This is a genomic window from Candidatus Eisenbacteria bacterium (assembly GCA_020847735.1).
In the GTDB taxonomy this organism is placed as follows: domain Bacteria; phylum Eisenbacteria; class RBG-16-71-46; order RBG-16-71-46; family RBG-16-71-46; genus CAIXRL01.
Genome location: JADLBL010000017.1, coordinates 1 through 20,286 on the forward strand (window position 1 = coordinate 1; position 20,286 = coordinate 20,286).

Annotated in this window: 13 protein-coding genes; 6 read left to right on the forward strand and 7 right to left on the reverse strand. The window is 73.2% G+C overall.

Going from position 1 to position 20,286, the window contains the following annotated elements:
- A partial coding sequence (locus tag IT347_07840) for a magnesium transporter (protein ID MCC6349485.1) occupies positions 1-175 on the reverse strand: 175 nt, incomplete at its 3' end.
- 878 nt (positions 176-1,053) lie between these two features.
- Here IT347_07840 and IT347_07845 point away from each other — a divergent pair.
- Positions 1,054-2,364, forward strand: a complete 1,311-nt coding sequence (locus IT347_07845) for a T9SS type A sorting domain-containing protein (GenBank protein ID MCC6349486.1) — start codon at positions 1,054-1,056, stop codon at positions 2,362-2,364.
- Between the two features lie 9 nt (positions 2,365-2,373).
- Here the strand turns inward: IT347_07845 and IT347_07850 are convergent, their stop codons facing one another.
- The gene (locus IT347_07850; GenBank protein MCC6349487.1) at positions 2,374-2,601 is read right to left on the reverse strand and encodes a hypothetical protein; all 228 of its coding nucleotides are present in this window, start codon (positions 2,599-2,601) and stop codon (positions 2,374-2,376) included.
- Between the two features lie 255 nt (positions 2,602-2,856).
- Between IT347_07850 and IT347_07855 the strand changes: the two genes are divergently transcribed.
- Positions 2,857-4,212, forward strand: a complete 1,356-nt coding sequence (locus tag IT347_07855; protein MCC6349488.1) for a cation:proton antiporter — start codon at positions 2,857-2,859, stop codon at positions 4,210-4,212.
- A gap of 21 nt (positions 4,213-4,233) precedes the next feature.
- On the opposite strand, the gene IT347_07860 is transcribed toward IT347_07855, so the two are convergent.
- The gene (locus IT347_07860) at positions 4,234-4,731 is read right to left on the reverse strand and encodes a hypothetical protein (protein MCC6349489.1); all 498 of its coding nucleotides are present in this window, start codon (positions 4,729-4,731) and stop codon (positions 4,234-4,236) included.
- 352 nt (positions 4,732-5,083) lie between these two features.
- Here IT347_07860 and IT347_07865 point away from each other — a divergent pair, with 352 nt between their 5' ends.
- From IT347_07865 to IT347_07880, 4 genes are all read left to right on the forward strand, one after another.
- The gene (locus IT347_07865) at positions 5,084-8,215 is read left to right on the forward strand and encodes an amidohydrolase family protein (GenBank protein ID MCC6349490.1); all 3,132 of its coding nucleotides are present in this window, start codon (positions 5,084-5,086) and stop codon (positions 8,213-8,215) included.
- Positions 8,212-9,576, forward strand: coding sequence for an amidohydrolase family protein (locus IT347_07870; protein MCC6349491.1), 1,365 nt, complete (start codon positions 8,212-8,214; stop codon positions 9,574-9,576). The genes IT347_07865 and IT347_07870 overlap by 4 nt, the downstream gene beginning before the upstream one ends.
- Before the next feature lie 307 nt (positions 9,577-9,883).
- Entirely contained in the window at positions 9,884-12,757 is a 2,874-nt protein-coding gene (locus tag IT347_07875) for a hypothetical protein (GenBank protein ID MCC6349492.1), read from the forward strand.
- Positions 12,754-13,845 (forward strand): AIR synthase, encoded by a 1,092-nt coding sequence (locus tag IT347_07880; GenBank protein MCC6349493.1) that lies wholly within the window; start codon positions 12,754-12,756, stop codon positions 13,843-13,845. Before IT347_07875 ends, IT347_07880 begins: the two co-directional genes overlap by 4 nt.
- 67 nt (positions 13,846-13,912) lie before the next feature.
- On the opposite strand, the gene IT347_07885 is transcribed toward IT347_07880, so the two are convergent.
- From IT347_07885 to IT347_07900, 4 genes are all read right to left on the reverse strand, one after another.
- Complete coding sequence (locus IT347_07885) at positions 13,913-15,943, reverse strand: M14 family metallopeptidase (GenBank protein MCC6349494.1); 2,031 nt, start codon at positions 15,941-15,943, stop codon at positions 13,913-13,915.
- A gap of 64 nt (positions 15,944-16,007) precedes the next feature.
- On the reverse strand, positions 16,008-16,985 hold the full coding sequence (gene argF / locus IT347_07890) for an ornithine carbamoyltransferase (protein ID MCC6349495.1): 978 nt from the start codon (positions 16,983-16,985) through the stop codon (positions 16,008-16,010).
- A gap of 26 nt (positions 16,986-17,011) precedes the next feature.
- A complete protein-coding gene (gene argH, locus IT347_07895; GenBank protein ID MCC6349496.1) occupies positions 17,012-19,051 on the reverse strand; it encodes an argininosuccinate lyase in 2,040 nt (679 codons plus the stop codon).
- Positions 19,044-20,276, reverse strand: coding sequence for an argininosuccinate synthase (locus IT347_07900; protein MCC6349497.1), 1,233 nt, complete (start codon positions 20,274-20,276; stop codon positions 19,044-19,046). The genes argH and IT347_07900 overlap by 8 nt, the downstream gene beginning before the upstream one ends.
- Positions 20,277-20,286: the final 10 nt, after the last annotated feature.

Here is a 20,286-nt window from a genome sequence, read left to right on the forward strand (position 1 = left end):
CCATCAGCAGGCCGGTCATGAGTTCGCGGCGGATGACCCGCCACCAGTCGGCGAGCCGGACCTCGCCCAGCGCCATGGCGCGAATGACCAGCGTCGAGGCCTGCGAGCCCGAGTTGCCGCCGCTCGAAAGGACGGACGTGAACGACCGGCGCGGCAGGATGGCAGGGCGCGACATGGTGGCCTCCCGAGGGATGGAACTCGGTGCGGGCTCGGGCCGCCACGGGAGGCCAGTGCGAGGAGTCACCCGGCCTGTGGACGAACAAAGCGCTAGCCCCCCCCCGGCCTCATGTCAACCTCTATTTCATGTTCACGCCACCGCTTGGTCCACGACCAGCCGCGTCACGCGTCCGGTTGGCATTGACGGCCTTCGGCACCGCCGTGCTCAGCGTGCTGCTTCCCGCTGCGAGCCAGGCGCAGTGGTCGCCTGCGGGCGTGCTGCTCTTTGGGCCGCCGGCTGATCCGACGGGAGTCGCGCCGATGGCCGACGGGCGGGGCGGTGTCTATGTCGTTAATGCCGATTACCGCGATCGCTACGGCACCGATGCAGATGCCTACCTGCAACACCTGGACTCAGGGGGTTACCGCCACCCGGGCTGGCCGGCTTCGGGCCTTGCTGTCTGCGTCATGCGGAACTTTCAGGCGGTGGGGAGCTTTGCTCCGGATGGCGCGGGCGGCATTCTTTTGGCTTGGCGCGACGATCGGGATCCCGCTACGACTGGCGCAGACATCTACGCGCAGCGCATCGGGGCCGACGGGGTGCTGCCGCCAGGCTGGACTGAGAATGGTGTGCCCGTTTGTCGGGATTCGAGCTACCAACAACTCAGCACCGTCTACTACACGAGTATCGGAAGCGACGGAGTGGGGGGGGCCTTCGTCGCTTGGGACGACTATCGCGCGGATCCCACCGGGCTGACCCAGAACGCCTACGTACAGCACCTACTCGCCAACGGCAGCCGCGATGCGCGCTGGCCCCCTGACGGACGCCCGGCATGCCTTGCCCCGCCGGGACGCGGCGGCCATGCCGTCATCCCTGACGACGCGGGCGGAGCCTTCGTGATCTTCGGCGACACGCGCCGCGGGATTCCCGAACCGTTCGACGCGGACATCTACGGCCAGCGCATCCGGGCGGACGGGACCAACGCCCCCGGCTGGCCGGCCGAGGGCCGGCTGCTCGTGAGCCGATTCGCGGGCATCCGTGGGGCGCTGCCCGACGACACCGGCGGGTTCTACGTCGTGCGCTCGCGGCTGACCGAGGAAAGCTTCCCCTACGACGCGGAGCTCTGGGTGCACCGGTTCACGTTCGACGGCGGGCGCGCCGCCGGCTGGCCCGAGGAGGGCGTGCTGGTCTGCGGCGGCCCCGGCAGTCGGTACGACATCCAGGTGGAGCGTGACGCGCAGGGCGGGGTGGTCTTCGCCTGGTGGGAGTTCCGCCCCGGGCAGTGGCCCGAGATCCATGTCTCGCGCATCCGGCCCGACGGCACGCTGCCGCCCGGCTGGCCGGTGAACGGCCTGCGGGTCAGCAACCCGGCGTCGTACCCGTACAACGACTTCGACCCCGCAGTGACGTACGACGGCGCGGGCGGGCTCTACGTCGCCTGGTGCCGGGACTTCAACACGGTCAGCCCGAGCTACCTCCAGCACATCACGGCCAATGGCGCGATCGCGCCGGGGTGGCCCGAGTTCGGGCACCTGGTGGCGACGAGCCTCGAGCAGTCCGTGCCGAAGCTCGTGAGCGACGGCGAGGGCGGCGCGATCGTGGTGTGGCAGGCGAACTACGACGAGTTCTACGCCGCGCGCTTCGCCGCCGACGGCCCGGTGGCGGCGAGCGTGTCGCTCGCGCGCAGCGAGGCGCTGGCCGACCGCATCGCGCTCGAATGGCGCACGAGCGAGCCGCCGTCGTTCGCGGCCACGCTGGAGCGCAGCGAGCACGCCGGCGAGTGGCGCGCACTCGCGACGCTCTCGCCCGACGGTGAGGGCCGGCTCGCGTACGAGGACCGCGTGGTCGAACCGGGCCGGCGCTACGGCTACCGCCTCGCGTGGCAGGAAGCGGGCACGCGCAGCACCAGCGCCGAGGTGTGGCTGGAGACGCCGCTCGGGCTGCCGCTCGCGCTGCACGGGTTCACGCCCAACCCGAGCCCGGCCGCGGCCAGCGTGGCGTTCACGCTCGCCGAAGCGGGCGAGGCGCGGATCGAGGTGCTCGACGTGGCCGGCCGGCGCATCGGCGCGCACGAGGTGGGCTCTCTCGGCGCGGGCCGGCACACGCTGCGGCTCGACGAGCGCGGCCCGCTCGCGCCGGGGTTGTACCTTCTGCGGCTCGTCACGCCCGGCGACGTGTTGACGGCGCGCGGTGTCGTGGTGAGGTGAGCCGCCACCTCACCGCGCCTCCTCGTCGGCTGCGTGGGCGCCACCCTGCGCCGTCTCGACCTCGGCCTTCGCGGCCTCGGCCGAGCGCTTCCGCTCGGCGCGGGTCAGGAACCCGACCGCGACGAGGATGAATGGGAACGACACCCACTCGGTGACGGCCGGCTGCTTCCGGCCCCGGAACGCGGCGAGGATCAGCGTCGCGGTCGTGCGGGCGAGCAGCGAGATCAGGCGGTTCACGAGTTCCGCGAAAGTCGCGGCGCGGCCCTGGAACATGAACAGGAAGACGCTGAAGAACGCGACGAGTCCGTACGGCAGTCAGCTCGCGATCGCGAGCAGGTCGGCTTCGCGACCGCGTCGTACGCCGCCGCCTCGCGGAGGTCGGCCCAGCTCCAGGACCGGGCGCCGAGCCAGACCAGGCCCATCGCGCCGCCCCGCCGCTCGCGGCGCTTTCGCTCGACAAGGCCACCGGCGCTGCGGTAATCCCTCCCCGTCATGAACCGATTCTCGAGATGGCGCGCCTTCGCGATCCCGCTCGCGCTCGGGCTGCTGCTCGCGCACGCCGCCCGCGCGACCGGAGCGGGCGGCGGCGGCCACGACACGCTGCTGCCGGTGCTCGAGGCGCTCGTCCTGGTGCTGATCGCGGCGCGCCTCGGCGGCGCGCTCTTCGCCCGGCTCGGCATGCCGGCGGTGCTCGGCGAACTGCTCGCGGGCGTCGCGCTTTCGGCGCTCGGAAACGCCGGCCTGCACGTCTTCCAGGGCGCCGACACGGCGGTGGTGCTCGACACGCTGGCGCAGCTCGGCGTGCTGTTCCTGCTCTTTTCGGTCGGGCTCGAGTCCGACGTCGCCCGGCTCGCCGCGGTCGGTCCGTCGGCGCTGCTGGTCGCGGTGGTCGGCGTGGTCGCGCCGATGCTGCTCGGCGTCGGCGTCTCGGCGTGGATGCATCCGGGGCAGGCCGGGCTCGCGCACGCGTTCGTCGGCGCGACGCTGGCGGCGACGAGCGTCGGGATCACCGCGCGCGTGCTCGCGGACCTCGGACGGGCGGCGAGCCTCGAGGGCCGCATCATTCTCGGAGCGGCGGTGCTCGACGACGTACTCGGGCTGCTCGTGCTGGCGGCGGTGAGCGGCGTCATCTCGGCCGCCGAGGCGGGCACGGCGTTTTCGGCCGCTTCACTGCTCGTCATCGCCGGCAAGGCGGTCGGCTTCCTCGTCCTGGCGGTGTTCGTGGGGCGGTGGGTCTCGAAGCAGGCGTTCGCGTTCGCCGGCCGCCTGCGCGGCGAGGGGCTGTTGCTGACGCTCGCGGTGGCGTTCTGCTTCACGCTCTCGTGGCTCGCCGGACTCGCCGGGCTCGCGCCCATCGTCGGCGCGTTCGCGGCGGGCCTGGTGCTCGACGAGGTGCACTACAGGGTGCTGCTCGAGCGCGAGCCGCACGTCGAGCGCATCGAGCAGTTGCTCGGACCGATCTCGCAGTTCCTCGTGCCGGTCTTCTTCGTGCTGATGGGCATGGCGGTGGACGTCACCGCCTTCGCGCGGCCCGAAGTGCTGGTGTTCGCCGCCGTGCTCACGGTGGCGGCGATCGCCGGCAAGCAGGCGTGCGCGCTCGCCGTGCTCGACCCGCGCGCCGACCGGCTCGCGATCGGGCTCGGGATGATTCCGCGCGGCGAGGTCGGGCTGATCTTCGCGAGCATCGGCCGCACGCTGCGGTTGCACGGCGAGCCCGTCATTGACGGCTCGACCTATTCGGCGGTCGTCGTGATGGTCGTGCTGACGACGCTGGTGACGCCGCCGCTGCTGGCCGCACGGCTGAAGCGCCTGCCGCCCCCGCGCGTGGCGGACGGCCCCGCGCCCTGACGACGCGCGCGGGGGCGGCGATCAGTCGCGGCCGTGGTCGTGCCGCTCCTCGCGCCGCTCCGCCCGCCGTTCCTCGCGCCGGTCCTCACGCCGATCCTCGCGCCACGCCTCGCGCGCCTCGTGGCGCATCTTCCTCACCTGCCCCGGAGGGCCGCCGAGCGGATGATGCTTCCAGCGCGGCCCCGGCAGGTCGAGCACGCTGCGCGGCACGCGCCGCACGTCCACCGCGGTCCACGGTCCGCGCCAGCTCGAGCTGCGGTACCACCAGCCGTCGCTCATGCGCCACCAGGCGCGGTCGCAACGGAAGACGTCGTCGTGACAGGCGTCCCGGTCCACGATCGCGACATTCCCGACCCAGACGATCGAAGGCTCGCTGCGCCACACGATCGCTCGAGGCTCCGGCGCGCCGGAGCGCAGGCCGACGGTGAAGCCGAGGTAAGTCTGGGATTCCGCGCGAGCCTGGCCGGAGAGCGAAAGCCCCAGTGCGGCGACACAGACGATCCAGATCCTGCTCTTCACGATTGCCTCCCGGTTCGGGGATGTCCGGCCTCCTCGGGGGAGGGGCCGGCCACCCCTCGTGCAGCGCAGGGTGCGTGCCGGGCCCGCCGGCTCCGTAACCGCTTGCCGCGGGGCGTGTCGTTTCGCGGCGCAACGCGCCAATGACCACGTTCGCGCCCCCGGGCCATGCATTTCGCACGCCCGGGGGGCCCGGCGCGCTCGTCCCGGTATTGGGCGCGCCGGTCGGCCGGCCTGCGGCGCCTGCCCGCTCACGGCCTAACCTCGCGCGGCTTCACGGATTCGCCCGCGGCGCTCCCCGGCCGCCCGAGGATGCGGCGCGAACCACTTCTTCTATTCGCTGCAGGAGCCCGCGATGTCCAGCCCCCTTCGGGCCGCCCCGTGCCCGTCGCCCGCGACCCCCGCTTTCCGAAGTCTCCTCGCCCGGGCCGCCGTCGCCCTTCTCGCCATCTGCACGCTGCTCACCGCCCCGGCGGCGCGGGCGGCGACGCCGCGCGTGCACGCCATCGTCGGCGCGCGCATCGTCACCGCCCCCGGCGCGGTGATCGAGCGCGGCACGATCGTGATGCGCGACGGCCTCATCGTCGCCGTCGGCGCGAGCGTGACCGTGCCCGCCGACGCGCGGATCTGGCCCGGCGACAGCCTCACGGTGTATCCCGGCCTGATTGACGCCTACGTGCTGCCCTCCGAATCGGGCGGCGCCGGCGCGACGACGCCTTCGCCGGCCGGCCGGCCCGGTCCGCGGACGGGTGCGGACGAGCCGGCCCGCGGCGCTTCGTCGCCGCTCGTGGTCGTGCGCTCGGACTACCGAACGATCGAGCACCTCGCGCTCACCACCGAGCAACTCGGGTCGCTGCGCGCGGCCGGCTTCACCGCCGCGCAGGTCGCGCCGCGGACCGGCGTGATGCGCGGCACCAGCGCCGTCGTGGGGCTCGGCGACGGCCCGCTCGGCGGACACACGCTGGTCGCCGACGCGAACCAGGTCGTGGCGCTCGCGCCGCAGCGCCAGGGTTACCCGGGCTCGCTGATGGGCGTGATCGCCGTCGTCCGCCAGGCGTTCCGCGACGCGGCGTGGTATCGCGATGTGAACGCGGCCTGGGCCCGCCGGCCGGCCGCGAGCGAGCGCCCCGCCGTGGACAACTCGCTCGCCGCGCTGCAGCCCGCCATCGGCGGCCGCCAGAGCGTGCTGTTCGTGAGCGACGGGATGCTGCAGGTCCTGCGCGCCGCGGCGCTCGCGAAGGAGGCGGGCGTCGTCGCCCGCATCGTCGGCGCGGGCGACGAATACAAGCGCGCCGGACTCATCGCGCGCACCGGCGCGCCGCTGATCGTGCCGGTCAACTTTCCCGAACCGCCGGACGTCTCGACGCCCGACAAGGCGATCGAGGTCGCGACCGAGGACCTGCGCGCCTGGCAGGACGCGCCCGGTAACGCCGCGGCACTGACGAAGGCCGGCGTGACGTTCGCGCTCACGGCCAACGGACTGAAGGACGTGAAGTCGTTCCCGGGCGCGGTCGGCCGTGCCGTGGACCGCGGGCTCACCGAGGCGCAGGCGCTCGCGGCGCTCACGACCACGCCGGCGCGGATGCTCGGGCTGGAGTCGCGCCTCGGCACGCTCGCCGCGGGCAAGGTCGCGAACCTGACCGTGACCCGCGGCGCGCTCTTCCGCGGCGGCAAGGTGCGCGAAGTGTGGGTGGAAGGCGACCGCTACGAGACCGCGAAGGACGAAACGACACCGAAGGGCGACTGGCGGGTGGACTGGGGCGGTGGCGAACACGCGCTGGCGGTCAAGGCCGACAAGGACACGACCGTGTCGCTGGTCGTCGGCGCCGACACGCTGAGCGGCCGGGCCGTCCGGCTCGACGACGCGCGGCTGCGCTTCACGGTGACGCGCGGCGCCGGGCCGGAGGAATCGTTCGACCTGCGCGCGGCCAACGACGCGCTCACCGGCACGCTCGCGGTCGCGGGCGTCGGCGAACATCGCGTGCGGGGTCGCGCGGTCAGGAAGGACGACAAGGCCGCCCGCAAGGATCCGACGCCGGTCGTCTCGCCCGCGGTGATGGGCAACACCGAGCCCTGGCGCATGGCCGCGCCCGCGCAGCCCGCGGCCGTGCTCGTGCGGGGCGCGACCGTCTGGACGGCCGGACCCCGGGGCACGCTCGAGAACGCGGACCTGCTGGTGCGCGCGGGCAGGATCGTCGCCGTCGGGCGCGACCTGACCGCTCCGGCGGGCGCGGTGATCGTGGACGGCAGGGGCAAGCACGTCGCGCCCGGCATCATTGACGAGCACAGCCATTCGGCGATCCTCGGCAACGTCAACGAGTGCACGAACTCGGTGACGTGCGAGGTGCGCATCCAGGACGTCATCAACTCCGAGAGCACCAACCTGTATCGCCAGCTCGCGGGCGGCGCGACCGTCATGCACCTGCTGCACGGCTCGTGCAACGCGATCGGCGGGCAGGCGGCGGTGATCCGCAACAAGTGGGGCGCGCCGCCGGACGAGCTGTTCATGGCCGACGCTCCCCCGAGCGTGAAGTTCGCGCTCGGCGAGAACCCCAAGCAGTCGAACTTCGGCGCGGACCGCACGGACCGCTACCCGAAGACGCGCGCCGGCGTCGAGGAAACCATCCGCGAGGCGTTCACCCGGGCGAAGGATTACGACCGCGCCCGTGCCGAGTGGCGCGCCGGCCGCCGGCCGCTGCCGCCGCGCGACGATCTGCAGCTCGACGCCCTCTCGGAGATCGTCAGCGGCAAGCGCCTCATTCACTGCCATTCCTACCGCGCCGACGAGATCCTCATGCTGATGCGCCTGGCGGAGGAGTTCGGATTCCGCGTCAACACCTTCACGCACGTCCTCGAAGGCTACAAGGTCGCCAACGAGCTGGCCGCGCACGGCGCGTCGGGCATCGGCTTCACCGACTGGTGGCAGTACAAGCAGGAGGTGATCGACGCCATTCCGTGGAACGGCTGGCTGATGTGGGATCGCGGCGTCAACGCCGGCTTCAACTCGGACAGCGACGAGCTGGCCCGGCGGCTCAACACCGAGGCCGCCAAGGCCATCAAGTACGGCGGCATGCCGCCCGAGGAAGCCATCAAGATGGTCACGATCAACCCGGCGCGGTCGCTGCGGATTGACGGCCGGATGGGCTCGCTCGAGCCGGGCAAGGAGGCGGACTTCGCGATCTGGAGCGGCTCGCCGCTTTCGCCCTACTCGCGCTGCGAGCAGACCTGGATCGAGGGCCGCAAGTACTTCGACCGCGCCGCCGACCTCGCCGGCCGCGCGGCGCTGGCGGGCGAACGCGACTCGCTGATCGCGCACGCGAAGGCCGCGAAGCAGGGCGAGCCGGCCGCGGGCGCCGGGTCGCGGCGCTGGCCGCCCCGCTATCTGCAGGACACCGACCAGAGCGGCAACGAATGCGGCGGGCACGACGGCCACGACATGCCGTTCCGCAGCGAAGCCGATCGCGAAGCCGCGGAGGTGTCGCGATGAGCCGCCTGCGCTTCGATCTCGCGGTGCGCCGGGCCCTGCGCCTCGCGCTGCTCGGGTCGCTCCCGTTCGCCGCGCCGGCGCTGGCGGGTCCCGAATGGACGCCGGCCACGCCCACCCGCTTCGCCCTCACCGGCGGCACCGTGCACACGGTGAGCGGCGGCGTGCTCGAAAACGCCACCGTTCTGGTGGACGACGGACGCATCACCGCCGTGGGCACGGGACTCGCGGCACCCTCGGACGCCACCGTGTACGACTGCCGCGGCAAGCACGTCTATCCCGGCTTCATCGCCGCGAACACGATGCTGGGCCTGATCGAGGTCGGAACCATCGAGGGCAGCAACGACACGCAGGAAACGGGCGACGTGAACCCGAACATTCGCGCCGAGGTGATGATCAATCCCGATTCGGACCTGCTGCCGGTCGCACGGCTGAACGGCGTGACCAGCGCCCTGGTCGTGCCGGGCGGCGGCACGATTCACGGGCTCTCGGCGCTCGTCCACCTCGACGGCTGGACGCAGGAGGACATGACCGTCCGCCGGGCGGTGGCGCTGCACGTGCGCTGGCCGAACATCTCGCCGGTGCGGGGCTGGTTCATGCCGCTGAGCGACGAGGAGCAGGCGAAGCGCCGGGACGCGGCGCTCGAGGCGATTCGCACCACGTTCGGCGACGCGCGCGCGTACGAGAAGGCGCGCGCCGCCGAGGGCGCGGCGGGGATCCCCGCCCATGACGCAGATGTGAAATGGGACGCGATGCGACGGGTGGTGCGCGGCGAGATCCCCGTGTTCTTCGAAGCGGAGACCGAGGCGCAGATCCGCGGCGTGCTGAACTTCGTGGACGAGCAGAAGCTGAGGGGCGCCGTGCTGATCGGCGGCCGCGACGCGGCCCTGTTCGCGGACGATCTCAAGGCGCGCGGCATGGCGGTGATCGTCAGCGGCACGCTCAGGATGCCGGGGCGCCGATCGGACGCCTACGACGAGGCCTTCACGCTGCCGGGCAGGCTGGCCGCGGCGGGCGTGACGTTCTGCATCGCCGATCAGGGCGGCGGCTTCAGCGCCGCGGGCGTGCGCAACCTGCCGCAGCACGCGGCCACGGCCGCGGCCTTCGGGCTGCCGCGCGACGAGGCGCTGAAGAGCGTGACGCTCTACCCGGCGCGCATCCTGGGCGTGGCCGACCGGCTGGGCTCGATCGAGCCGGGCAAGATCGCCGATCTGCAGATCACCGACGGCGACCCGCTCGAGGTCGCGACCCATTGCGAGCAGGTGTTCATCGCCGGCCGGCCGGTCCCGATGAGGAGCCGGCAGACCGAGCTGTTCAAGAAGTACGACGCGCGCCCCCGGGGGGCCAGGGCCCGCCCGCGCTGAGCCGCGTCCGCCGACGATCAGTGCATTCGGCCGGCCGGCTGGCCTGGCCCGACCTATTCATGAACCCATGGCCTGCAAGTGACGGATGCCCGCGAATCGCTGCGTCGCAGGGCTGTCCGGCTTCCTCGACGTGACACCGACACGACTGCGTCGCTGGCCAGCCCTGCTCCTTGCGCTTCACGGGCATCCGTCACTCTCGGCTCACGGTTCATGAATAGGTCGGGCTAGACTGCCCGTCTTCCCGCCCGCCGGCCGCACGGCACCCTGCGTGCCGCGGAAGCGGACCCCACCCGCCCGGAGACCCCGCATGCGCCGCCTGATCGCCTTTGTCCTCGGCATCGCACTCGCCGTGACGCTCGCCGCGACCACCGCGTTCGCCGCGACCGCGAGGTTCGGCTTCTACGACCGCGGCCCCTACCGAGATGGCGTGCCGCGCCCCGCCGAGGTGCTCGGCTACGCGCCCGGCACGTTCCACACCACGTGGGGCAACATGGAGCGCTACCTCGACGCGCTCGCGCACGCCCGGCCCGAGCGGGTGCGGCGCGAGTCCATCGGCAAGAGCGTCGAAGCGCGCGAGCGCACGTTGTTCATCGTCTCGAGCCCCGGAAACTTGGCCCGGCTCGAGCAGATCCGCGAGGCGAACGGGGCGATCGCGGATCCGCGCGGCCGGGACGCGGCGACAATCGACAAACTGGTGCGCGAGACTCCGGTCACGGTGTGGCTCAACTACAGCATGCATGGCGACGAGTCCGCGTCGTTCGAGGCGATGATGCAGGTCGCCTACCAGCTCGTCGCGGGCGACGGCGCCGACACGAAGGCGCTGCTCGAGCACGCGGTCGTGCTCATCAACCCGGCCCACAATCCGGACGGGCACGAACGCTTCGTGACCTGGGTCAACGCCAACGGACAGGGCGACCCCGAACGCTGGGCGCTCGAGCAGCAGCGCTCGCAGCCGTGGGGCATTTACGGCCGCTACACGCACTACAGGTTCGACCCGAACCGCGACGCGCTGGCGATGAGCCAGCCGGAATCGCAGCAGTCCTCGCGGGCGATCCGCCGCTGGCGCCCGCAGGTGTTCGTGGACCACCACGGGCAGACGCCGTCGTTCTTCTTCCCGCCGACCTCCGAACCGACGAACTGGACGCTGCCGCACGCGGACTACAAGCGCTGGGTGGAGACGTTCGGCCGCGCCAACGGCGCGGCGTTCGACCGCTACGGCTGGCTCTACCTGGTGCGGGACGTCTTCGACTTCCATGCCGCGGGCTACTGGGACGTGTGGCCGACGCTGATGGGCGCGATCGGCATGACCTACGAGACCGACGGCGGCGGCAACCTCGCCCTGCGCCGCGACGACGGCACGGTGGTGACGATGCTGGACGGCATGGAGCGGCACTTCGTCGCTTCGCTGACGACGCTGGAGACGGCGGTCGCGCACCGCGAGGAGCGCCTGCGCGACGCGGCGCGCTTCGCGCGCGAGTCGTGCGCGCCTCCGGCGGGCGCGCGGGGTTACGTGCTCGATCCGGGCGACGATCCGCTGCGGGCCGCGGCGCTGGCCGAGAACCTGATTCACGCCGGCGTCGAGGTGCGCTGGGTCCGGAACGCGTTCAGCGTGAAGGCGGCGCGCCCGATCTGGTCCGACGCGGCGAGCCGGCCGGCGCCGAAGGAGGGCAGGGGACTCGATCGCACCGGGAATCCCGAGGCCCCACGCGCCGAGGTCGCGCGCGCGTTTCCGCGGGGAGCGTTCGTGGTGGACGCGGCGCAGCCGGGCGGCCGGGTGGCCCGCGCCCTCATCGAGTTCGACCGTTCCGTGGACTCCGCGTTCGCGCGCCGCGAGCTGGAGAAATACGAACGCAACCTCCGTCGCGGAAGGAACACCCCCGAGGAGGACTACGACTTCTACGACATCACCTCGTGGTGCCTGCCGGCCACGTACGGAGTGCCCGCGTACGCGCTGCGCGAGTCTCCCCCGGCCGGCGTGCTGCTCGCCGAGCCGGATCCGAACGCGCCCGACGAGGCCACCGAGACGCTGAGCGATTCCGCGGCGGTCGGGATGCCGTTCAGCGCCCGCGTCTCGCGGGCCGGTCCGCTCGTGATGCGCGACGTCTCGGGGGCGATCGCGCTCGACCTGCGCGGGCGCGTGGAGGGCGGCGCGGCGGGCAGCGCCTATGTCTGGTCGAGCGCGACCGACGGCGCGGCGCGCCTGGCGCTGCGGCTGCTGCAGGAGGACTTCCGCATCGCGACGGCGACCCGGCCGCTGCGGGCCGGGGGGCGCGACTGGCCGCGCGGCAGCTTCATCGCGCGCGTCGAGCGCAACCCGGCGACGCTGCACGCCCGCATCGCGGCGCTGGCCCGCGACTGCGGCGTCACGGTCGCGGCGCTCGACTCCGCCTACCCGGACGAAGGCGACACGGGGATCGGCTCGTACAGCGTGGCCAGCCTGAAGCGGCCGCAGATCGCCATCCTCGTGGACGGGCCCGGCAGCCAGGACGCCTACGGCTGGGCCTGGTTCCTGTTCGAGCGCCGGCTCGGCGTGCGTTTCACCGCCCTTCCGGCCGGGCGACTCGCCGGCGCGCTCGAGAAGTACAACGTCGTGATCCTGCCCGACGGCAACGGCGGCGCGCTCGCACGCTCGATCGGCGATCTCGACGCGCTCAAGGGCTGGATCGCGCGCGGCGGAACGCTCGTCTGCCTGGACGACGCCGCCGAGTATCCGACGCTGAAGAGCGTCGGTCTCTCGAGCGCGAAGGTCGTGGGCGTGAAGGTGAAGAAGGACGACAAGGGCGACGACGACGCGCCGGCCGACAGCGCCCGCGCCGAATCCGAACGCCGGCCGCAGTACGTGCCGGGCACGACGTTCTGGGCATCGCTCGACCCGATGCACTGGCTCGCCTACGGGTACCGCGACGCGCGCATTCCCGTGATGCTGCAGGGCTCGACGATGCTGACGCGCTCCCGCGACGGCGCGAACGCGCTGGTCTTCGACCGCACGCCGCTCACCGTGACCGGCTGGACCTGGCCCGAGACGGAGCGCCGGCTCGCGGGCGGCGCGTTCGCCATTGACGAGCCGACCGGCGGCGGACACGTGGTGATGATCGGCGGCCCGGTGCTGTTCCGCGGCTTCTGGCGCAACACCGAGCGGCTGCTGACCAACGCCGTGCTCTACGGGCCGTCGTTGCCGTGACGACGCACGCCCCGGCGGCGGGAGCGCTCGGCAAGCTTTCGCCCGAGGCGTTCGCGCGCCTCGTCGCACCGCGGCTCGGCGCGGAGCGGCCCGAGGTGCTGGTCGGTCCGCGCGCGGGTCACGACGCGGCGATCGTCCGCGTCGGCGCGGGGCGGGTGATGGCGATGACCACCGATCCGCTGTCGGTGATTCCGGCGCTCGGACCCGCCCGTTCGGCGCGGCTCGCCTGCCACCTGCTCGCCTCCGACCTGTGGACCACCGGCATCCCGCCCGCGTACGCGAGCGTCAGCTTCGCGCTGCCGCCGCACTGGTCCGACGAGGCGTTCGCCGAGTACTGGCAGGCGATGAGCGACGAATGGACCCGGCTCGGCGTCGCGGTGGTGACGGGCCATACGGGCCGCTACGAGGGCTGCGACCTGAGCATCGTCGGCGCCGCCACGCTGGTCGGCATGGGCGACGAGGGCCGCCACCTGACGCCGGCCATGGCCTCGCCCGGCGACCGCGTGCTGATCACCAAGGGCTGCGCGATCGAGACGGCCGCGGTGGCGGCGGCGCTGTGCCCGCAGCGGCTGGGTGCGGCGCTCGCCGCCGCGGGGCTGGCCGAGGACGCCCTCGCGAAGTTGCGCGCGCTCGAGTCGCGGGTGAGCGTCGTCGCCGACTGCCGCGCGGCGATCCGCGCAGGTGTTCGCGAGCGCGGCGTCACCGCGATGCACGACGCGACCGAGGGCGGCGTGATCGGCGGGCTCGTCGAGCTGGCGAAGGCGTGCGGCCACGATCTGCGGATCGAGCGCGCCCGCATTCCGCTCGCGCCCGAGGTGCGGGTCGCGTGCGAAGTGCTGGGAGTGGACCCCTACCTCTCGCTGGCCGAGGGCGCGCTGCTGCTGACGGCGAGCCCGCCGCGCGCCGGGGCGGTGCTCCAGGCGCTCGCGACCGACGGCATCGCCGCCGCCGACATCGGCGAGGTCCTGAAGGGCTCCGGCCGGTTGTGGCTCGCCGAACCCGACGGCAACGTGCTCACCTTCGACGAGCCGCTGCCGGACCCCTACTGGGACGCCTACGCCCGCGCGATGCGCGAGGGCTGGAAGTAGGGCCGGTCTCGCGCGGGCACGGACCGCGCGTGCGGGTGCGGCTGCGCCGACGACGCGGTCCGCGACCTCAGCGCCGCGGTCCGAGGGCCGGCTCGGGGGCGTTGCCCGCGGGCGGCTCGAGCGCGCTCTCCGGCACGGGCCGGAGTGCCCGGACGATCGGGCTCAGATCCTGCTCCGGGTCGGCCCACGGCGAGCGGCGGTAGAAGAAATCCACGCGCGCCCACGGGCTTTTCGCGAACGACGAGTCGGCGGCGAGCTTCGCCGCGAACTCGCGCGCCAGCGCCGGGTCCTGCGCGAGCATCCGCTTCGCCAGCGGCTCGACGACGTAGTCCTCGCCGTACTCCTTCCGCTCGAACACCGTGTCGAAGAAGTTCCAGGCCAGAAATCCGTCGGGCGCCTGGGCCTCGCACAGGTTGACGACCAGCGCCCCCGAGCGCTGATCGGCCGGCACCCACACGTCGCCGGCGCGGAACGAGCGCAGCCGGCGCTCGAGCCGCACCTGCTTCGCACTCGTCATGTGGTGGCCTTCGAAGCTGCGGGCGTCCTCGGACCACTCGAGCACGTGCTGGACCTCGACGGTGTCGCTGAAGGCGCGCCGCAGGCGGCGCATCGCGACCCCCTGCGTCTGCAGCACGTCGATCGCGTCGCTCCACTCGCGGGGCACGAGGTAGCCGGCGGGCACCTGGACCGTCAGCTCGGGCACGGTCTCGCGATAGAGCGGGATGATCGTGTCCCACGGCGCGCTCGTGTAGCGCGGCACGAGCCCGCCGGTGATGTCGCTCGGCTCCCACTTCGTCACGACGCCCTTGAAGTCGAAGGGCGTCGCCCGGTCGGTCGTCCGCGACGACAGCACGAGCGGGCCGCGGCGGCGCGCCAGCGCGACCATGCCGTCCTCGGCGGCGCGCACGGCGGCGCGCAGCTCGCCCGGATGCTCGCGGATGTCCTCGAGCGTGCTGGCGAGCAGGTCGTAGGTCGCCTTCACCCGCACGCCGTAGGGCTTGAGCATGTGCGTCTCGACGAGGATCGAGGCGCGGCACTGCAGCGGCGTGTAGGCGTTCGAGAACCGCGGCGGCATCCAGCCGAAGTCAATGCCGCTGAGGGGATCGGCCCCGCGGCGGAAGCTGAGGTAGGGCGCGGGCAGGTGGCCGAGCGCGGCGAGCCTGGGCAGCACCCGGCCCTCGAACGCCTGCTCGTACCAGCGGGTCAGCGAGGGCGCGACGCCGCCACCGTTCTGGAACCCGTAGCTGAGGTCGTGCCGGTAGTCGGCGCCGTCGGTCGTGTGGTCGTCGAACATCAGGTCCGGCCACCACTTCGTGTAGACGTTGGCGAGCAGCGCCGTCATCTCGGGCGACTCGGTCTTCATCCAGTCGCGGTTGAGGTTGAGGCCGATGGGCGTGAACCGCCAGCCCATCTCCTCGGGACCGTTCTGGTTGATGCGGTTGTACTTCGAGCTCCGCTCGTGCGCGTCCACCGACAGGATGGGAAGCACGAGCACGATGCACGAGTCGAGCAGGTTCTCGCGCGTGCGCAGCACGGCCATGTCGCGAACCAGCGCGAGCGAGGCGTCCTTGCCCTCGATCTCGCCCGAGTGGATGCCGTTGACGATCAGCAGGATGGGCTTGCCGGTCGCGTGCGCGGCGTCGGGCGTGAAGGCGCGGTCGCGCGAGACGACGACGAGCGGCAGGTCGCGGCCCTGGCCGCTGGTGCCGTAGGTGACGACCTTGATCCAGCGCGAGCCGCCCTCGAGCTGGCGGCAGTAGCGCATCGTCTCGTCGTAGTCGGCGGTCTGCTTCCACGCCGTGCGCTCGGCGCGCGTGCGCCAGAAGCCGGGGATGTCGGCGGGCACGGCCGGACCGTTGCTGGTGTCGGGCGCGACCGGCCTGGGCGGCGGAACGACCGGCCGCGGCGGAAGGGTCACCGGACGGCGCGCGCTGTCGGCGAGCATGCGCGCCGGCGAGAGCCGCCCGAGCGTGTCGGGCCGGGCGGGAATCGCGGCCAGACCCTGGGCGCGCGGCTCGCCCGCCACGAGGGCGGCGGCGGCGATGAGGAGGGCGGCCGCGACGGGCGCGAGCCGGACCGGCAGGGTGCGGGAGTTCATGGCGGGGAAAGTTAGCACAGGACGTCGCGCCCGCCGGTCGCCCGCGCGCCGGCCGCGCGGGCGATCAGACGCCGGCGGGAACGCCCACGGTCGCCCTGCCCCGGGCACGGCGCCCTCCCGCCGCCGCCACCAGCGCGACCATCAGCGCCTTCTGCAGGTGCAGGCGGTTTTCGGCTTCCTCGATCACGATGCTGCGCGGCCCGTCAATCACCCCGTCGGTCACCTCTTCGCCGCGGTGCGCGGGCAGGCAGTGCATGAAGACGGCGTCGTCGTTCGTGAGCGCCATGAGCGATTCGTCCACGGTGTAGCCGGCGAACGCGATGTTGCGCCACTGCGCCTCCTCCTCCTGGCCCATGCTGGTCCAGGTGTCGGTGTAGATCACGTCGGCGCCGCGCGCGGCCTCGCGCGGGTCGCGCACGCGCCGGACGCGTCCGCCGCTGCGCCGCTCGGCCTCGAGGAACAGGCCCGCGTCGGGCTCGAAGCCGTCGGGCACCGCGACGCGCAGGCCGAAGCCGAAGATCGTCGCGGCCTCGAGCCACGAGTGCAGCACGTTGTTGCCGTCGCCGACCCACGCGACCTGGATCGAGTCGAGGTCGCGTCCGGCGCGCCAGAGCGTGTACAGGTCGGCGAGGATCTGGCAGGGGTGCGAATGGTCGGTGAGCGCGTTGACCACCGGCACGCCCGAGTGCGCCGCGAGCTTGCGGACGAGCGAGTGCGAGAACGTGCGCACGACGACCAGGTCCACCATGCCCGAAAGGACGTGCGCGACGTCGGGCACGCTCTCGCGGCCGTGCTCGCTCACTTCGACGGCCCCGAGGTCCACGGCGTCTCCGCCCAGCTCGTGCATGCCGACCGTGAACGAGACGCGCGTGCGCAGCGACGGCTTGTGGAAGACGAGCGCCGCGGTCCGGCCCGCGAGCGGCCGCGGCGCCTTCGGCGTGCCGCGCAGCGCGCGCAGCCGGTCGGCCTCGGTGAACCGTTCCAGCACCCAGCCGCGCTCGAGCCCGAGCAGGTCCACCAGATGGAAAGGAGCGTTCTTCACTTCGGCTTCGCCTCCGGGTCGGGTCGTCACGAGATGATGGGAAGCCCGCCCTCGGTCGGGGCGGCCTGCGGCATGGGCAACGAGTAGGCGCGTGCGGCCCTCGCGGCCTCCTCCGAGGCGCCGGGCACGAGGTCGAGCGCGACGGCGACCTCGTCGCACGCATGGCGGCGCGGGCACTTCATGCAGTCGGTCCAGACCTTGCGAGGCAGCGTCTCGCGCGGCACGACGACGAAGCCGTTGCGCGTGAAGAACTCGACCTCGCGGGTGAGCGCGATGACGCGCGGCAGGCCGAGCGAACGGGCGTCGCCGACCACGGCCTCGACGAGCGCGGCGCCCAGGCCCCGGCCGTGCGCGTCGGGCCGGACCGCGAGCGAGCGCACTTCGCCGAGATCGCGCCACAACAGCCGCAGCGCCGCCGTGGCGATCACGGCGCCGCCGTCCTCGGCGACCCAGAACTCGCGCACGCACTGGAACAGCTCGCTCACCGGACGCGGCAGCAGCACGCCCTGCGCGACGTAGTCCGCCATGACCGCGGCGATCCCGGGCACGTCGTCCACGCCCGCGCGGCGGATCACCACACCGTCCACGCGCCGCACGTCTTCGTGCCGGGGGGCTGAAGACGTCGGGGGATGCGGCGCGCGGACGTGCGGTGTGGTGTCGGTGGTGGCCGGCAGGGCCTCGCCGGGCCCGAGTCCGAGGCGGGCGTCGGCGTGCGCGAGCTGCTCCGCGACCGAACCGGCTCCGGCGCCCGGGGCGTGCGAGCGGCGCGCGAGCGCCGCTTCGACCGACAGCGAGCCGAGGCGCTCGTCGGTGAAGCCGGGATGGATCGCGAGGCGATCGGCGGGCGGAAGCTCCGCCGGCCCGGCGCCCCGGGCCTCGGCAGCGGCCCAGAGCTGACCCACCGCGCGGTGCGCGTCGCGGAACGGCACGCCGTCCTCGACGAGCGCGTCCGCCAGCTCGACCGCGAGCAGGTCGGGCGTCAGGCCCGCGGCGAGCCGCTCGGGAATGGGCCGCAGCGCGGCGACGGCGGGCGTGAGCGCCTCGAGCAGCGAATCGAGGTGGGCGGCCGTGTCGAAGACCGCTTCCTTGTCCTCCTGCAGGTCCTTCTGGTACGCGCTCGGCAGGCCTTTCAGGAGCACCGCGAGGCGCTGCGCGTTGGCGAGGAAGCGCGCCGACTTGCCGCGCGCCAGCTCGAAGAGGTCGGGGTTGCGCTTCTGCGGCAGCAGGCTCGACCCGGTGCTGAAGCCGTCGGGCGCGGCGAACCAGCCGAAGCCGGGCGAGCAGGCGAGCACCAGATCCTCGGCGAGGCGCGAGAGGTGCAGCCCCAGCAGCGCCGCGGCGTTCAGGTATTCGAGCGCGAAGTCCCGGTCGCCCACGGCGTCGAGGCTGTTGGTGGCGAGCCGCGAGAACCCGAGCCGCTGCGCCAGCGCGTAGCGGTCGTAGCGCAGCGGCGTGCCCGCGACCGCTCCCGAGCCGAGCGGCATGCGGTCGGCGGCCTCGCGCGCGGCGGCGAAGCGCTCCTCGTCGCGCTCGAAGGCGGCGACGTGCGCGAGCCAGAAGTGCGCGAGCAGGATGGGCTGCGCGGGCTGCAGGTGCGTGTGGGCGGCGCACGCGAGTCCGCCCGCGGCGTGCGCCTGCGCCACCAGCGCGCGCTCGAGCTGGCGCAGGTCCTCGACCGCCTGCTCGGCGAGCGCCATCACGCGCATGCGCAGGAGCGTCGCGACCTGGTCGTTGCGGCTGCGCCCGGTGTGCAGGCGGCGCGCGGGTTCCCCGCAGCGGGCTTCCAGCCCCGCCTCGACGGCGGAGTGAACGTCCTCTCCGGAGAGCGGCTCCGAGCCCGAGGCGAGGCCGCTCTCGAGATCGTCGGCGGCCGTGACCAGCGCGCCGCATTCGGCGGCCGAGAGCACGCCGCACTCGGCGAGCGTCGCGGCGTAGGCGCGCGTCAGCGCCAGCTCCTCGGGCCACAGGACGCGGTCCACGGGCAGCGAGTCGTTGAGCCGCTTCGCGCGCGGGTCGAGCCCGGCCGCGAGGCGGCCGGCCCACACGGCGGGCCGCGCGTCAGTCATTCGCGAGCACTTCGGCGGGCCGGCGCGTCGCGGACCCGCCGCCGCGCCGCGCGCCGGTCGCGCCCGGAAGGCCGAAGAGCCGGATGAAGCCTTCGGCGTGCTTCGGCTGGTAGCCGGTCATGTCGAACGACGCGAGGTCGGGCCGGTAGAGCGTGTTCGGGCTGGTGCGACCGCACACGGCGGCGCGGCCCTGGTGGAGCTCGACCGCGACCTCGCCGGTGGCGTCCTCGGTGGTGGCGTCGAAGAAGGCCTGCAGCGCGTGCCGCAGCGGCGTGAACCACTGGCCGTTGTAGACGAGGTCGGCGTAGCGCTGCGACAGCTCGGCGCGCGTGCGCAGCACGTCGTGCGGCAGCGTCAGCCGGCACAGGTCCTCGAGCGCTTCGTGGAGCACCGTGCCGGCGGGCGTCTCGTACACGCCGCGCGACTTCATGCCCACGAGCCGGCTCTCGACGATGTCCACGCGGCCGACGCCGTGCCGGCCGGCGAGGGCGTTGAGCTGCTCGACGAGCGCGACGGCGCCGGGCGTCCGGCCGTTCAGCGACACCGGCCGGCCGCGTTCGAAGCCGATGCGGACGACCTCGGCGGCCGCGGGCCGGTCGGCGGGAGCCGCGGTCAGGCGGTACATGGATTCGGGCGGGGCCTGCGTCGGATCCTCGAGCGGACCGCCCTCGTGCGAGAGGTGCCAGAGGTTGGCGTCGCGCGAGAACAGGTCGGACTTCTTCTGGGCCAGCGGGATTCCGCGGGCCGCCGCGTAGTCCATGGCGTCCTCGCGCGAGACGATGTCCCACTCGCGCCACGGCGCGATGACGTGCAGTTCGGGAGCGAGCGCCATGTAGGCGAGCTCGAAGCGCACCTGGTCGTTGCCCTTGCCCGTGCAGCCGTGCGCGAGCGCGTCGGCGCCCACCGCGTGCGCGCAGGCCACCTGCCGCGAGGCGATGAGCGGGCGGGCGATCGAGGTGCCGAGCAGGTAGCGGCCCTCGTACGTCGCGGCCGCGCGCAGCATCGGGAACACGTAGTCGGACAGGAACGTCTCGCGCAGGTCCTCGACCCGCACGTCGTCGGCGCCGATCTGGCGCGCCTTGGCTTCGAGCCCGTCCAGCTCGAGCCCGCCCTGTCCGACGTTCGAGCAGTAGCAGACGACCTCGCAGCCGTAGCTCTCCTTGAGCCACGGCACGATGATGCTGGTGTCGAGTCCGCCGGAATAGGCGAGGACCGCCTTCTTCACGCGCGAGGGG

Coding starts and splice junctions, on each gene's coding strand:
- IT347_07855 (MCC6349488.1), top strand. CDS start 2,857: ATGAACCGATTCTCGAGATGGCGCGCCTTCGCGATCCCGCTCGCGCTC.
- IT347_07865 (MCC6349490.1), top strand. CDS start 5,084: ATGTCCAGCCCCCTTCGGGCCGCCCCGTGCCCGTCGCCCGCGACCCCC.
- IT347_07870 (MCC6349491.1), top strand. CDS start 8,212: ATGAGCCGCCTGCGCTTCGATCTCGCGGTGCGCCGGGCCCTGCGCCTC.
- IT347_07875 (MCC6349492.1), top strand. CDS start 9,884: ATGCGCCGCCTGATCGCCTTTGTCCTCGGCATCGCACTCGCCGTGACG.
- IT347_07885 (MCC6349494.1), bottom strand. CDS start 15,943: ATGAACTCCCGCACCCTGCCGGTCCGGCTCGCGCCCGTCGCGGCCGCC.
- argH (MCC6349496.1), bottom strand. CDS start 19,051: ATGACTGACGCGCGGCCCGCCGTGTGGGCCGGCCGCCTCGCGGCCGGG.